The sequence below is a fragment of the Bradyrhizobium sp. DN3 genome (assembly GCF_041357655.1).
GTDB lineage: Bacteria > Pseudomonadota > Alphaproteobacteria > Rhizobiales > Xanthobacteraceae > Bradyrhizobium.
In genome coordinates this window covers 48,763-61,739 of record NZ_JAULLN010000019.1, presented here as the reverse complement: position 1 = coordinate 61,739, position 12,977 = coordinate 48,763, and the positions used below count along the sequence as shown (strand labels likewise).

Genomic DNA, 12,977 nt, shown 5'->3' with positions numbered 1-12,977 from the left:
CCGGAGAGACTATCTTGATGATCCGTCATTTGATGGTTCCGATCACTGCCGCCATGGTCACTATGGGCGCCGCGGGCGCTTATGCGCAAAGCGCGTTCCCGGCGCCGCTGCCCAATCAGGCCGCGACCAGTTCCGCGTTTCCGCCCGTGAACGGTTCGGCGCCCGTCGCGTCCGTCGGCACCGCGCCGCAATCGTCCTTTCCCGTGAACGGCGCTGCGCCGATCGGCGGCGCCGGCGCCTTCAGTGCGGCCCCGCCGACGCAAGGCGGTCCCGGCGAGGACTGTATGAAAGCGTTCATTCCGCTCCGCGAGGAAGCCGAGAAGCGCGGCAAGCTGATCAAGGCCGCGAGCGACCGTCATGCGCCGCCGGACGAGGCCTGCAAGCTGATCGGCAACTTCAGCCAGGCTGAGCTGAAAATGATCAAATACATCGAGTCCCACGCCGCCAAATGCGGAATCCCGCCGCAGATCGGCGAGCAGATGAAGACCGGCCACAAGAACACCGAGACCATGCAGAAGAAGGTCTGCACGGTCGCGCAGCAGATGCAGCAGCAGCAGGCGCGCCCGGCCGGCCCATCGCTGAGCGAGGTGCTGGGTTCCGGCTCGGCGCCTGAAGCCAATGCCGGCAAGAAGGGCGGCAGCACCTTCGATACGCTCAACGGCAACGTCCTGACCCGATGAGCGATACATCCGCCCGCGTTGCCGATTCCACAGGCAACTGGGTTGATACGCTCGCACCGCAATGGGCGCGGCCTTATTTGCGCTTGTCCCGCTTCGACCGTCCGATCGGCTCCTGGCTGCTGTTGATGCCGTGCTGGTGGTCGGCGGCGCTCGCTGCCGGCATTGCGCACGAGGTCCGCGGCCTGCCGCTCACCATCATCCTGTTCTTCGTCGGCGCCTTCGTGATGCGCGGAGCCGGCTGCACCTGGAACGACATCACCGACCGCGACCTCGATGACAAGGTCGAGCGCACCCGCTCGCGGCCGCTGCCATCAGGGCAGGTGACCACGAAGCAGGCGCTGGTCTTCATGATCGCACAGGCGCTGATCGGTCTCCTCGTGCTGCTGCAGTTTAATCGCTTCGCGGTCCTGACCGGCATCGCCTCGCTCTTGATCGTCGCGATCTATCCCTTCATGAAGCGCATCACCTGGTGGCCGCAGATCGTGCTTGGGCTGGCCTTCTCCTGGGGCGCCCTGATGGGATTTGCCGTCACCTTCGGACGCATCGACGTCACCGCGCTCGTACTCTATGCCGGCGCGATCTCCTGGGTGATCGGCTATGACACGATCTACGCGCATCAGGACGCCGAGGACGACGCGCTGATCGGCATCAAGTCCACCGCGCGCCTGTTCGGCGCGCACACGCACCAGGCGCTGATCCTGTTCTATGGGCTCGCGGTGATGCTGATCGGCGTCGCGCTGGCCTCCGGCGATGCGCGCTGGCCGGCCTGGCTCGGGCTTGCGGCCTTCGCCGTGCATCTGGCGTCGCAGATCGTGCGGTTAAGGATCAACGATCCCGAGCTCTGCCTGCGCCTGTTCAAGTCGAACAAGTATGCGGGGGCGCTGCTGTTTGCGGGATTGCTCGCGGACGCGGTGATGCGGGCGGCGTAGCTCTCGTAGGGTGGGCAAAGGCGCCCTTGCGCCGTGCCCACCATGTTTCCGAGACTGGGATAGAAGAGGTGGGCACGCTTTCGCTTTGCCAACCCTACGGCACCTTTAATTCCGCGCGATGATCTCGCGCTCGCCCTGATGAACGGTGAGCTCGCGTGCGATGCCGATGCGCCGGCGCATCAAAAATTTCGGGCGGCGGGCGCGGATCGCATTGGCGCGGCGGCGTCGTGATGCGGGCTTGCGGGCGCCTTCGTCGAGCTGCGGCAGCGCAAAGATCTCGCTCCAGATCGCCCAGGCTTCAGTGAGCTCGTCGCCACCGGCACCGACCAGCAGCGGAACGGAGAGCGAGGGATCGCGATGCACGAGGATAAGGGCTTGCGCCTCGTCGTTGCCGCGGAGCGCGACGCCGGTGAAGTCGCTGACGCGGACGTTGATCGCCATTTGCATGCCGCGAACGGCACGGCGCAGCACCACACGCTCGCGATGGAGCTCGATCTGCCTGACATGTCCGTCGGCGCGCGGATCATGCGCATCGAAGCGGACCGGTAGGGAAAGAGGGTCGAGCCGCAAGGAGCGGCTCGACCCGGCGGGAGTGACCCCGCTTGTTGCTGTTTGACGCCTCACGGCTTTAGTTCTCCCCGCCGGGATTATGTTCCCGGTCGATGCGAGGACCTTAGCGCGCGCCTTTCCCAAACCGCTTAAAAAGGCTGGTTAACCCACCGTCACTGCTGCTCATGATTGACAAGACCTTGGCGCGCATGATTGACGAGACGTTGCGCCGAAGTCGCGAATCTGAGCTTTTGGCGGGCTGAAAATGCTTGAAGTCCGCGCTATCAGGGCACATCTGTGGGTTCCAGTCCCGAACCCCCGCCCCAACAGGATTTCGTTCGTGAACTCTTCACCATCCGCAAGCTCGACGCTTTCGACCTCAGCCAATCGCGACCTGTTCGATCAGTCTGCGCTCTCCGATCTCGCGCAGCGACTGGTCGAGGCGGCCAAGCGCGCCGGCGCCGATGCGGCCGATGCGGTCGCAGTGCGCGGCGTCTCGCAGGGCGTCGAGGTGCGCGACGGCCGCGTCGAGGAATCCGAGCGGTCCGAAGGCGACGATGTCGGCCTGCGCGTTCTGGTCGGCCAGCGCCAGGCGGTGGTCTCGACCAACGACGTCAGTGGCGATGCCGTGACCAAGCTCGCCGAACGCGCAGTGGCGATGGCGCGTGTTGCGCCCGACGACAAATATGTCGGCCTCGCCGATCCCGCGCTGCTCGCGCGCGACTTCCTCGATCTCGACCTGCTCGATTCCGACGTGCCCACGACTTCAGAGCTCGAGCGCCGCGCGCTTGCGGCCGAAGCTGCCGCGCTCGGCGTCAAGGGCGTGACCAAATCCGGCGGCGCCTCGGCTTCCGCCGGCATCGGCGGCATGGTGCTCGTCACCTCTACCGGCTTCCACGGCTCTTACTTACGCTCCAGCCAGGGCATCTCCGCGACCGCCATATCGGGCGAAGGCACCAGCATGGAGCGCGACTACGACTTCACTTCGGCGCCGCACGGCGCCGATCTGCTGTCGCCGGAAACCGTCGGCCGTTCCGCCGGCGAGCGCACCGTGGCGCGCTACAATCCGCGCAAGGTCGAAACCTGCAAGGTGCCCGTCGTGTTCGATCCGCGCGTTGCGGGCTCCCTGGTCGGTCATCTCGTCGGCGCCATCAATGGCGCCTCGATCGCGCGCAAGACCAGCTTCTTGAAGGACAAGCTCGGCCAGCAGCTGTTCGCGAAGAACATCCGCATCGTCGACGATCCCCTGCGCAAGCGCGGTCTGCGCTCGCAGACGTTTGACGCCGAAGGCGTCGCGGTGAAGAAGACCGCGCTCGTCGACGAGGGCGTGCTGACGACCTGGCTGCTCGATTGCGCCACCGCGCGCGAGCTCGGCCTCACCACCACCGGCCACGCCCATCGCGGCGTCTCCTCCTCGCCGTCGCCCGGGCCGTACAACCTTCATCTCGAAGCCGGAACGCCGACACCGGCCGAGTTGATCGCCGACATCAGCCAAGGCTTCTACGTCACCGACCTGATCGGCTCCGGCGTCAACGGCGTCACCGGCGATTACAGCCGCGGCGCCTCCGGCTTCTGGATCGAGAACGGCGAGATCACCTATCCCGTCAGCGAGGTGACGATCGCCGGCCATCTCTTCGAGATCTTCAAGTCGATGCAGCCGGCGAACAATCTCGAGTTCCGCTACGGCATCAATGCGCCGACGGTGCGCATCGAGGGTTTGACGCTTGGCGGACGCTGATCGGGCAGATGCAGGCGCGCTTACCTCTCCCGTAGGGAGAGGTCGGATCGCATCGCAAGATGCGATCCGGGTGAGGGGTTACCCTCTCTCGTGGGACCTGAACCCCCTCACCCGATTTGCTGCGCAAATCGACCTCTCCCCGATGGGGAGAGGTGATTCCCAAACGCGGCCTGATTGAATCAAATGGCCTCACCCAATAACCCTGCTCTCGTAGACGACAATATCCTTGTACGCGATGCGGCACTGCTGAAGGACGCGGTGCGGGACGCGGGCGTGCTGGCGCAGTCGATGTTCCGCACCGAGCTGAAGAAGTGGATCAAGGGCGTATCCTCGCCGGTATCGGAAGCCGATATCGCGGTCAACGATCTGCTCGAAGCGCGCTTGCGTGCTGCGAGGCCCGATTATGGCTGGCTGTCCGAGGAGAGCGCCGACGATGCGGCACGGCTGTCGCGGCGGCTGACCTGGATCGTCGATCCCATCGACGGCACGCGCAATTATTTGGGCGGCCATGACGATTGGTGCGTCAGCGTCGCGCTGGTCGAGGACGCCTCGCCGGTGCTTGCCGCGGTGTTCGCGCCGTCGCGCGATGAGTTCTTCTTCGCGGTCCGCGGCGAGGGCACGACGCTCAACGGCGAGCCGGTGCGGACGACGTCCGGGTCCGAGCTCGACTTCGCTCGCGTCGCCGGCCCGAAGCCGCTGGTCGAGCGGCTGAAGCCCTCGCTTGGCGAAATCAAGCTGCATCCGCGAATCGGCTCGCTCGCGCTGCGTCTGTGCCGGGTCGCCCATGGCGCGCTGGATGCGGCTTTTGCGGGCGGCAATAGCCATGATTGGGACCTTGCGGCGGCCGATTTGATCGTGCAGGAAGCGGATGGTAAGATGAGTGACCTCTCCGGAGAACCCATCCTCTATAACCGCCGGGAAGTGGCGCACGGGGTGCTGGTGGCAGCGGGACGCGATCGTCATGCGGGCATTGTCGCGCATTTTCGAAACCGCCCCTTAGCCTAAAGCGCTTTCGTCGTGCTTGTCGAACACTGCTTTGCCGGGCAGCCCGTTAGGAAGAGAACCCATGCCAGATAGTGCCCCGCAACAACTGCTTCACCTCGTCATCGGTGGCGAGCTCGTCGATCTCGAGCACAACACCTTCAAGAACCTCGACGACGTCGACATCGTCGGCATCTATCCGAACTATGCCACCGCGCATGCGGCTTGGCGGGCCAAGGCGCAGAGCACGGTCGACAACGCGCAGATGCGCTATTTCATCGTCCATCTCCACCGGCTGCTCGACCCCAATCAAGAACCGGCGCGTTGAAGAAACTGCTTCGCAATACGCTGCGAAGCAGCTGGTTTCAGCGTGCCGTCGGGGTCCTGGCGGCCGAATATCTGCGTCTGGTCTGGTGGACCAACAAGTTCACGTTCGATCCGGCTGACGTCTATGACCTCGTCGAGCCGCAGATCCCGGCGATCTTCGCCTTCTGGCACGGCCAGCATTTTCTCACCCCCTTCATCAAGAACAAGGACTGGTACCGGGCCAAGGTGCTGATCTCCCGTCATCGCGACGGCGAGTTCAATGCGATCGCCGCCGAGCGGCTCGGCATCGGCACCATCCGCGGTTCCGGCGACCATGGCAGCGCCTTCCACCGCAAGGGCGGGGTCGGCGCCTTCAAGGAAATGGTGCGGACGCTCCAGGACGGCTGTAATGTCGCGCTGACCGCCGATGTCCCCAAACGCTCGCGCGTGGCCGGGCTCGGCATCATCATGCTGGCACGGGAATCGGGGCGGCCGATCATGCCTTTTGCAATGGCGACCAGCCGCTTCATCCGGCTCAAGAACTGGGACCGCACCACCATCAATTTGCCATTCGGGCGCGGCGCATTGGTCGGCATCAAGGAAATCCACGTTCCGCCGGATGCCGACGCAGCCACTATGGAAACGCTGCGGCTGGAGTTGGAGGAGACGTTGAACGAGGCGACCCGCCGCGCCTATGCGCAACTCGGCCGCCCGGGACCGGAAGATGTCTGACCCGCTGCCGATGACGCTGCGAATGTATCGCCGGCTGGCCTCCGGCCTGGTGCCGCTCGCGCCCGCGCTGATCAAGCGGCGGTTGAAACAGGGCAAGGAGGATCCCGCGCGCGTCGGCGAGCGGCGGGGCTTGTCGCGGGACGTGCGACCACATGGCCCGCTGGTCTGGATCCACGGCGCCAGCGTCGGCGAGGTTCTGGCCGCGGCGGCGCTGGTCGGACGGCTGCGCGATCTCAATCTGCGCATCCTGCTCACCTCCGGCACCGTCACCTCGGCGGCCGTGGTGGCGAAGCGCTTCCCGCCCGACGTCATCCATCAATACGTGCCGTATGATTCCCCGCGCTATGTCGCGCGCTTCCTCGACCATTGGAAGCCGTCGCTGGCGCTGTTCATCGAATCCGACCTGTGGCCGAACCTGATCCTCGCCGGCGCGGCGCGCCGGGTGCCGATGGTGTTGATCAACGGGCGGATGTCGCCGCGCTCGTTCCCGCGCTGGCGGCGCATGCACGGCACCATCTCGGCGCTGCTGTCGCGCTTCGACATTTGTCTTGCACAATCGCAGACGGATGCTGAGCGTTTTGCCGCGCTTGGCGGCCGCGACGTCCTCACGACGGGCAATCTCAAGCTCGACGTGCCGGCGCCGCCGGCCGATCCCGTCAGGCTCGAACGGCTGATGGCCATGACGCGCGGGCGTCCGATCATCGTCGCGGCCTCGACCCATCCGGGCGAGGACGAGATGCTGATCGCGGCGCATCGCAGCCTCGCCGGTTTCTTCCCGCTGCTCCTGACCGTGATCGTGCCGCGCCATCCGGATCGCGGCCCCTCGATCGCGGGCCTGATCACGGCCTCGGGCCTGAAGCCGGCATTGCGCTCGCGCGAGGAGCTGCCGACGGCGACGACCGACGTCTATGTTGCCGACACCATGGGCGAGCTCGGCCTGTTCTATCGCCTTTCGCCGATCGTCTTCATGGGCGGATCGCTGATCCATCACGGCGGCCAGAATCCGATCGAGGCGATCAAGCTCGGCGCCGCCATCGTCCACGGTCCGCACGTCTTCAATTTCACTGACGTCTACGAGGCGCTCGACACCAGCGGCGGGGCGCGCCAGGCCGACACGCAGGAGGCGCTGGCCAAGCAGCTCGGCCAATTGCTGGCCGATCCGACCATGCGCGACAAGATGCAACGCGCAGGCTCGGGCGTGGTCGAGCAGCTCGGCGGCGCGCTCGATCGCACCATGACCGCGCTCGAGCCCTATCTGTTGCAACTGCGGATCGAGATGGGGGCCGCCAATGCGTGAGCCGGCCTTCTGGTACCGGCCACGTTCCCCGCAGTCGTATGTCCTTAGTCCTCTGGGCGCGCTCTACGGCGCGATCACGGCGCGCCGCATGGCGCGCCAGGGCTTTGACGCCGGCATCCCCGTGATCTGCGTCGGCAACTACCATGTCGGCGGTGCCGGCAAGACGCCGACCGTGCTGGCGCTGACCAAGCTCCTGCGCGAGCTCGGTGAGACCCCGGTGGTGCTCAGCCGCGGCTATGGCGGAAGCCTGAAGGGGCCGGTGATGGTCGACCGGATGCGCCACACCGCTGCCGACGTCGGCGACGAGCCGCTGATGATGGCGCGCGAGGTCCCCGTCGTGGTCGCGCGCGATCGCCTCGACGGCGTCGCGCTGGCGAAGTCGCAAGGGGCCACCGTGATCCTGATGGACGACGGCTTCCAGAACCCGAGCCTGCTCAAGGACGCCTCGCTGATTGTGATCGACAGCGAGCGCGGCGTCGGCAACGGCATGGTGTTTCCCGCCGGTCCCTTGCGCGCGCCACTGCAGGCACAGCTCGCGCGCACCGATGCGCTGGTCCTGATCGGCGACGGCCGTGCCGCGAACGATGTCGCGGCCGAGCTTGCCAAGCGCGACAAGCCGGAGCTGCGCGCGCGGCTGAAGGCGGATGCGGCCTTGCTCGCGCAGCTCCTTGGCAAGCGGGTTTTCGCCTTCGCCGGCATCGGCGATCCCGAGCGCTTCTTCCGCAGCTTGCGCGCCAGCGGCGTCGACGTCGCGCGCGCGCGTTCCTTCGCCGATCACCACATGTTCTCGGAGAACGAGCTCGCCGCACTTGCGGCTGAGGCCCAGCGCGAGCAGCTCACGCTGGTGACCACGGAGAAAGATCTCGCGCGCTTGCGCGGCCGTGCGGGCGTGCCAACAGGCATCGTGCCGTTCGCCGTGCAACTCGAGTTCGACGATCCGGTAAAGCTGCGGCAGCTGATCAGCGATCATCTGTACAAGGCGCGCGAGCGGCGGTTCAGCACGCGTTGATCTCGTGCGTTAAAGCATGATCCGGAAAAGTGCGCAGCGGTTTTCCGAAAAGATCATGCTCAAACAACAACCTAAAGCGCGATGACGATTCATCCTAATCTCATCGTGCGTTAGGCAAGCGTCTCTGCCGTAGCCCCAAAGCGAAGTGTAACGGTCGACGAATTCTCTTCCGCACGTTTGGGACTTGATGTAGCCTTTCACGAGAGCCGTCACCGGGACGTGCCGAACTCCCGGCAATCATCGACGGCGTTTATGCCCACGGCGGGCACTATCTTCATCATTTCAGATGCGACGGCCGCAACGACGAGTTCGGGGCGGCATCGAAAGTTATTTCCAAGAGTCACAGAGGAGAACATGCCATGCATTTTTGCCTCACCGGACAATACACACAACGCTCTCTCACGGCCATTTTGGAAAATCCCACGACCGATCGCCAGGAGGCGGCTCGAAAGCTCATCGAAGCGGCCGGCGGTAGGCTGATCTCGATGTACAGCGTTGCAACCGACGGCCCCGGCGTTTTGGTGATTTTCGACGTGCCTGACCCGAGTGCCGCTCCCGCCATTTCCGGCCTGACCGTCGCGGCGGGCACCCTGCAGAACGTGAAACTGACTCGGCTGTTCACGCAGGACGAGATCAAGCAGGTCCGCCAGAACGCGGCAAAGCTGCGTTCTTCGTATACCCCGCCTGGAAGCTGACATCCGGGTCCGAAGCGAAGCCGCCGCAGCACCAAGCGGCGGCAAAGCTCACGTCACAGCAACAATCAAATCTGCAAGCCGAGAAGGGCCTTTCGGCGTCCATTGACTGACAATGAGATGCGGCGCGTGCCGCGTTCGACGCCATACGCCGATCGAACTTGCTTGCCAGCGGCATCGGCAACGGTCTGGATCGCGGTGCAGCATTCAGTCATGCTCACCACGCCCCGATGGCGATCAATCCAATAATGGTCAGGCATGAGGCGCAGGCTACCATCACAGTATAGCATTCGGGTGTATTCATCGCTGCCTCCCAAGCTGCAATTTGCTTGGTCATCGCTACGCGGGAGAGATCGTGGTCCTGGAGCCGCTTCAATTCGACATGCCGCAATCGGTCTTGCGCTGCGCGTCCGTCCTCTCATCATCACCCTGGTCCGCAGGCGGATAGTGCGCTTCGAGAGCTTCAGAGCGTTTGGCTGAGATCAGAAGCTGTTTCCGCATTTCAGCGAGGCGGGCGCGGCAATATTCACGATAGAGCATGTCGAATATGGTGGGCATGATACACCCCCATCGCTTGACCCTGATTTACAGATATTCCACCGCGAATTTTCGAGGTGATCGTAGCCCGCCAGATGGCTCTTCGATATGAGCCCGTTCACAGACTGCGCCAATTCCAAAGCTCGATCGCCGTTTGGCTGACTTGATTGTCTGCGCGATAAAAAGAGCAGGGCTAATTACCTAACACGCAATATAGCAGCCCTTTGTTTCACCAAGACTTCGTCAAACAACTTAAGAGCGCCGATCTGCAACAAAGAATCCAACTACAGCGCGAAATGACAAACTACGGAGTGCAAGCACCGTTCGATGCAACGTCGGATCGGAACGACGGAAAATCATTTCGGCTGCGGGAGCAGCGCGCACACGCGGCGAGCCGCGTACAAGGTGCGCGAACGGCGGTTCAGCGCACGATGATTCCGTAGGCGGCAAGGCGACCCACCCACGGCCTCAACTCGGAAAGCATGCCCGGGCGGTCAGCGTCACCGGGGAGAGATTGAGAATCTCCGGAAACGTAAATGCATAACTCGCGCTTACCTCGTTGCCGCATGCTGACGTGGAAAAGGTGAATGTGTCCGCAGGGAGCGTGAGGCCGAACGCCTGCTGGGCAGCGTAGCTCGTTATGGCGCTGCTGCTTGGGCAGAGCGTGCTGTTGACGGTTGCGCAACGCGCCGCCATTTCGCTCCCATGCTGGATCCCCAGCTGAGTCCAGAACAGCAGCCCGCATTCGATGATCCCAAATATGAACAGGAAGAACGCGGGAGCGGTCAGCGCAAATTCCAGCGCCGACGCGCCCCGATTGTCGTGCCACAATGCCGTGAGTTTCACTGCAGCCTCGCAGTGGACTGCGCGCTATAAGTATATGTGGCCGCCACGATCTGGTAATCGATGAGCGTATAGTAGGTCGCTCGCGCCGAGACCGTCGTATATGTTCCAGCCTGCGCGCCGCCGGTGCAGGTCGTCCCGCAAGTGACAGCGCTAACTCCCCCGCTCGTTGGGCATCCGCAAAATTGGACCGGCGGAGGCGAAGCAGTGATGTCCGTGGCGTTGGTGGCGCTCGTTACGGCGTTCGAAATGCCGCTCGTGTCAAAGCCGCGCGCAATTGCGTATTGCGCTCCCGCTTGTGCGGCATTTTCGACCTGCATCTTGCGATAGAGTGCAAGCCCAATGTCTGTCACCGACACGACCATCAGAGACAGTATCGGGATCAAGATGCCGAATTCGGCGGCCGCGACGCCGCGTTTGTCGCCGATAGCGGCGCGCACGTGCCCCATCAGAGAATCGAGCAATCGAGGGCGGCGCCTGGATGAGAAGTTCTGCATTTGCATCGGTCCAAACCTCATTCGATGAGCTGCGCGGTTTGCGAACCTATCGTCGCGGTGCCGAGCGCGGTACAATTGACCTGGAGGTTCGACGTGCCGCTGAACGTCAGCGTATCCGCGATGATTTTGGTGCAGGATGTGCTCGTGCCGTTGCCGCCACTGAAGCTGAGATTGGCCTTTGGCAGGTAGATGGCACCGCCGAAGTTTTGCGTGCTGCCGCCGGTGAGATTGAAAGCAGTTCCGGCTGGCATATTGCGATCGCCGTACATGACGATGCCTTTCGTGGCGCCGCTGGTCGGCGCCGTCAGGTCGACGGTCGCGTTGCTGCCGATTGAAGCGGTGCCCCAGTTGCTTCCCGAGCCGGTAAACACAAGGGTTACGCCGCTGCCCGTGATGGTGGCGTTTCCAGCGACGCTCAAGCTTGCCCCGTCCAGATAATAGATGCCTGGATTGAGGTTCAGGACTGCGCCGGCATTGACCGTAATGCTGCCCGTGTAGCAGCCGGGGTCGAGCGAGGTTGTTTTTCCATTGGAGTTGACCACTATCTTGCCGTTGGTGCAACTCGGCTTCGCGGGGGGAGAGACGTTGGCGTAGGGGTCGGCGACGGGCGATATGTGCGTCTTGACACCGTTGGTCGCCGTGATGCTGCTGGCGCCGGAGACGTCGCCAACCACTCCGACCTGATTTGCAGCGACCGTGGCGCTGCCGGCAACGTTGAGCGAGGGGCTTGCACTCGAGTTGCTGTAAAGGTTGCATTTGATCAAGTTGAGCTGGTTGCCGCCGCTGACGTTGACAGCAGGACTTGCGCTCGAGTTGAGCGCAAGTACGCAGCCTGTCCCGGAATTGGGCAGGGCGACAGAGCGTGCGGTTATGAGGACAGGATCCGAGCCGAACAAGGCTGATAGCAGCCGCTGTTGCGGTTGACTCACGATGACTTCGATGGCCTGCGAATTCGATGCATGATTGCCTGTCTTCGGCGGCTGGTTCACCGCGACCGTGACGTTGTTCGCCCCGTTCGCGTAACCGTAGTTTGCCGTAACCGCTTTGGCTTCGGACGAGGGGTCGGTCCCTGCACTCGCCGCTGTCGCAGCGCTGACCGCGCCAGAGTCAGCCGCGCTCTGCATGTTCTTGTGTTTGTAGTACCACCAGCCCACTTCCGTGCCGAGCCCTGCTGTGCCGACCAGGACCGGCATCAGCAGCGCCGAAATGATCACATAACTGCCCGACTGATCTCGGGCGAATCGTTGAAGCAGGCTAACCGCCCGCTCGCGCCGACGAGCATGTCGCTCTGGGCTCAATGGTGCATCGAACGAACGGCTGCAAAGTCTCCGGCGGTCCATGTGTGTCCTGCCCGCTTGCCACTTTTTCCCGTGGCAATGTGCGGCAGACCGACTTAAACCGGCCCCAACGGAAACGAGACAATTTTAAACATCGGCTGGCATTCAGCCGGCATTCATGGCCGCGCTCCTATCGATATATCTCCGATCAGGAGAATTCGATGAAACTGCGGTCCGCGATCATTGCCGTCAGCCTCACCTGTCTGCCGGTTTTGCCCGCCCTTGCTCAGACCCCCTCGCCGCCGCCTGCGGCCGCTCCGGCAAATCCGACAAGTGCGGTTCCAGTTCCCGCGACCAAGCGCGTCACGTGCCTCGCCACGACGCAAAACCTGAAGGGACAGGATAAACGCGACCAGCTGCAGCTCTGCATGGCGCAGGCGCGGTTCGATTGCCTCAAGCAGGCGATCGATCAGAAGATCGTCGGCGAGGCCCGCAAGACTTTCATCAAGACCTGCGTGGGCGCGGATGGCACCGAGCAACAATAGCCGCGCGGGCGCGGCCTCACGCCTGCGGCTTCGGCGCGCCGGGGAAATGCCGCTGGAGCACGGCGGCAGGCGTGGCGTAGGCTTCTTGCAGATCCACGCTCCAATATTTCAATTCGTCGAGCGGGATGCGCGTGTCGGTGATCGCGCAGCGCACATAGGTCCCCGGCGAGATCACGCGGAAATCGCCGTCGAGATATTGCACCTGCGCTTCGCCATGGCCCGAGGGGCCGAACTTGTTCAGCACGGTCGAAAGTCTCCGTGGAAGGCCTCTCCGTGGAAAATCCTTGGAGGGCACGATGTGTCGGGCTGCATGTAGCATAGATAGGGTGGCTTGTCCGCCCGGTAAACCCACTGGTTTGTGATGT

General features: G+C 63.6%; 17 protein-coding genes. 10 read left to right on the top strand and 7 right to left on the bottom strand.

Translation table 11 applies throughout. From position 1 onward, the window contains the following. Positions 1–17 precede the first annotated feature (17 nt). Positions 18–680: a hypothetical protein gene (locus AAE027_RS26055; RefSeq protein ID WP_091886933.1), complete on the top strand. Its 663-nt coding sequence runs from the start codon at positions 18–20 to the stop codon at positions 678–680. After that, positions 677–1,609: a 4-hydroxybenzoate octaprenyltransferase gene (gene ubiA / locus AAE027_RS26050; RefSeq protein WP_370986348.1), complete on the top strand. Its 933-nt coding sequence runs from the start codon at positions 677–679 to the stop codon at positions 1,607–1,609. Before AAE027_RS26055 ends, ubiA begins: the two co-directional genes overlap by 4 nt. Before the next feature lie 105 nt (positions 1,610–1,714). Here the strand turns inward: ubiA and AAE027_RS26045 are convergent, their stop codons facing one another. Then, entirely contained in the window at positions 1,715–2,233 is a 519-nt protein-coding gene (locus AAE027_RS26045) for a DUF6101 family protein (RefSeq protein ID WP_370986347.1), read from the bottom strand. 265 nt (positions 2,234–2,498) lie between these two features. On the opposite strand from AAE027_RS26045, the gene AAE027_RS26040 reads away from it, so the two are divergent. From AAE027_RS26040 to AAE027_RS26010, 7 genes are all read left to right on the top strand, one after another. After that, positions 2,499–3,896: a TldD/PmbA family protein gene (locus AAE027_RS26040; RefSeq protein ID WP_370986346.1), complete on the top strand. Its 1,398-nt coding sequence runs from the start codon at positions 2,499–2,501 to the stop codon at positions 3,894–3,896. A gap of 183 nt (positions 3,897–4,079) precedes the next feature. Further along, positions 4,080–4,901 (top strand): 3'(2'),5'-bisphosphate nucleotidase CysQ, encoded by an 822-nt coding sequence (locus tag AAE027_RS26035; protein ID WP_370986345.1) that lies wholly within the window; start codon positions 4,080–4,082, stop codon positions 4,899–4,901. 61 nt (positions 4,902–4,962) lie between these two features. Further along, positions 4,963–5,205, top strand: coding sequence for a DUF4170 domain-containing protein (locus tag AAE027_RS26030; RefSeq protein WP_091886920.1), 243 nt, complete (start codon positions 4,963–4,965; stop codon positions 5,203–5,205). Then, positions 5,202–5,915, top strand: coding sequence for a lysophospholipid acyltransferase family protein (locus tag AAE027_RS26025; protein ID WP_370986343.1), 714 nt, complete (start codon positions 5,202–5,204; stop codon positions 5,913–5,915). The genes AAE027_RS26030 and AAE027_RS26025 overlap by 4 nt, the downstream gene beginning before the upstream one ends. Next, the gene (locus AAE027_RS26020) at positions 5,878–7,212 is read left to right on the top strand and encodes a 3-deoxy-D-manno-octulosonic acid transferase (protein WP_370986342.1); all 1,335 of its coding nucleotides are present in this window, start codon (positions 5,878–5,880) and stop codon (positions 7,210–7,212) included. Before AAE027_RS26025 ends, AAE027_RS26020 begins: the two co-directional genes overlap by 38 nt. Beyond that, on the top strand, positions 7,205–8,221 hold the full coding sequence (gene lpxK, locus AAE027_RS26015; protein ID WP_370986341.1) for a tetraacyldisaccharide 4'-kinase: 1,017 nt from the start codon (positions 7,205–7,207) through the stop codon (positions 8,219–8,221). Before AAE027_RS26020 ends, lpxK begins: the two co-directional genes overlap by 8 nt. Before the next feature lie 359 nt (positions 8,222–8,580). Beyond that, positions 8,581–8,916: a GYD domain-containing protein gene (locus AAE027_RS26010; RefSeq protein ID WP_128946400.1), complete on the top strand. Its 336-nt coding sequence runs from the start codon at positions 8,581–8,583 to the stop codon at positions 8,914–8,916. 65 nt (positions 8,917–8,981) lie between these two features. Here AAE027_RS26010 and AAE027_RS26005 read toward each other — a convergent pair whose 3' ends face one another. From AAE027_RS26005 to AAE027_RS25985, 5 genes are all read right to left on the bottom strand, one after another. After that, a complete protein-coding gene (locus AAE027_RS26005; protein ID WP_370986340.1) occupies positions 8,982–9,173 on the bottom strand; it encodes a hypothetical protein in 192 nt (63 codons plus the stop codon). Between the two features lie 112 nt (positions 9,174–9,285). Continuing rightward, complete coding sequence (locus tag AAE027_RS26000; protein WP_370986339.1) at positions 9,286–9,471, bottom strand: hypothetical protein; 186 nt, start codon at positions 9,469–9,471, stop codon at positions 9,286–9,288. 447 nt (positions 9,472–9,918) lie between these two features. Then, positions 9,919–10,296 (bottom strand): TadE/TadG family type IV pilus assembly protein, encoded by a 378-nt coding sequence (locus AAE027_RS25995; protein WP_245471468.1) that lies wholly within the window; start codon positions 10,294–10,296, stop codon positions 9,919–9,921. Next, complete coding sequence (locus tag AAE027_RS25990) at positions 10,293–10,796, bottom strand: TadE/TadG family type IV pilus assembly protein (RefSeq protein WP_370986338.1); 504 nt, start codon at positions 10,794–10,796, stop codon at positions 10,293–10,295. Before AAE027_RS25990 ends, AAE027_RS25995 begins: the two co-directional genes overlap by 4 nt. 11 nt (positions 10,797–10,807) lie before the next feature. Then, positions 10,808–12,004 carry a pilus assembly protein TadG-related protein gene (locus AAE027_RS25985; RefSeq protein WP_370986337.1) on the bottom strand — a complete coding sequence of 399 codons (1,197 nt, stop codon included), beginning with the start codon at positions 12,002–12,004 and terminating at the stop codon, positions 10,808–10,810. A gap of 284 nt (positions 12,005–12,288) precedes the next feature. Between AAE027_RS25985 and AAE027_RS25980 the strand changes: the two genes are divergently transcribed. Beyond that, positions 12,289–12,612 carry a hypothetical protein gene (locus AAE027_RS25980; RefSeq protein WP_091886897.1) on the top strand — a complete coding sequence of 108 codons (324 nt, stop codon included), beginning with the start codon at positions 12,289–12,291 and terminating at the stop codon, positions 12,610–12,612. 16 nt (positions 12,613–12,628) lie between these two features. On the opposite strand, the gene AAE027_RS25975 is transcribed toward AAE027_RS25980, so the two are convergent. After that, on the bottom strand, positions 12,629–12,856 hold the full coding sequence (locus AAE027_RS25975) for a DUF2093 domain-containing protein (protein WP_195800562.1): 228 nt from the start codon (positions 12,854–12,856) through the stop codon (positions 12,629–12,631). Positions 12,857–12,977: the final 121 nt, after the last annotated feature.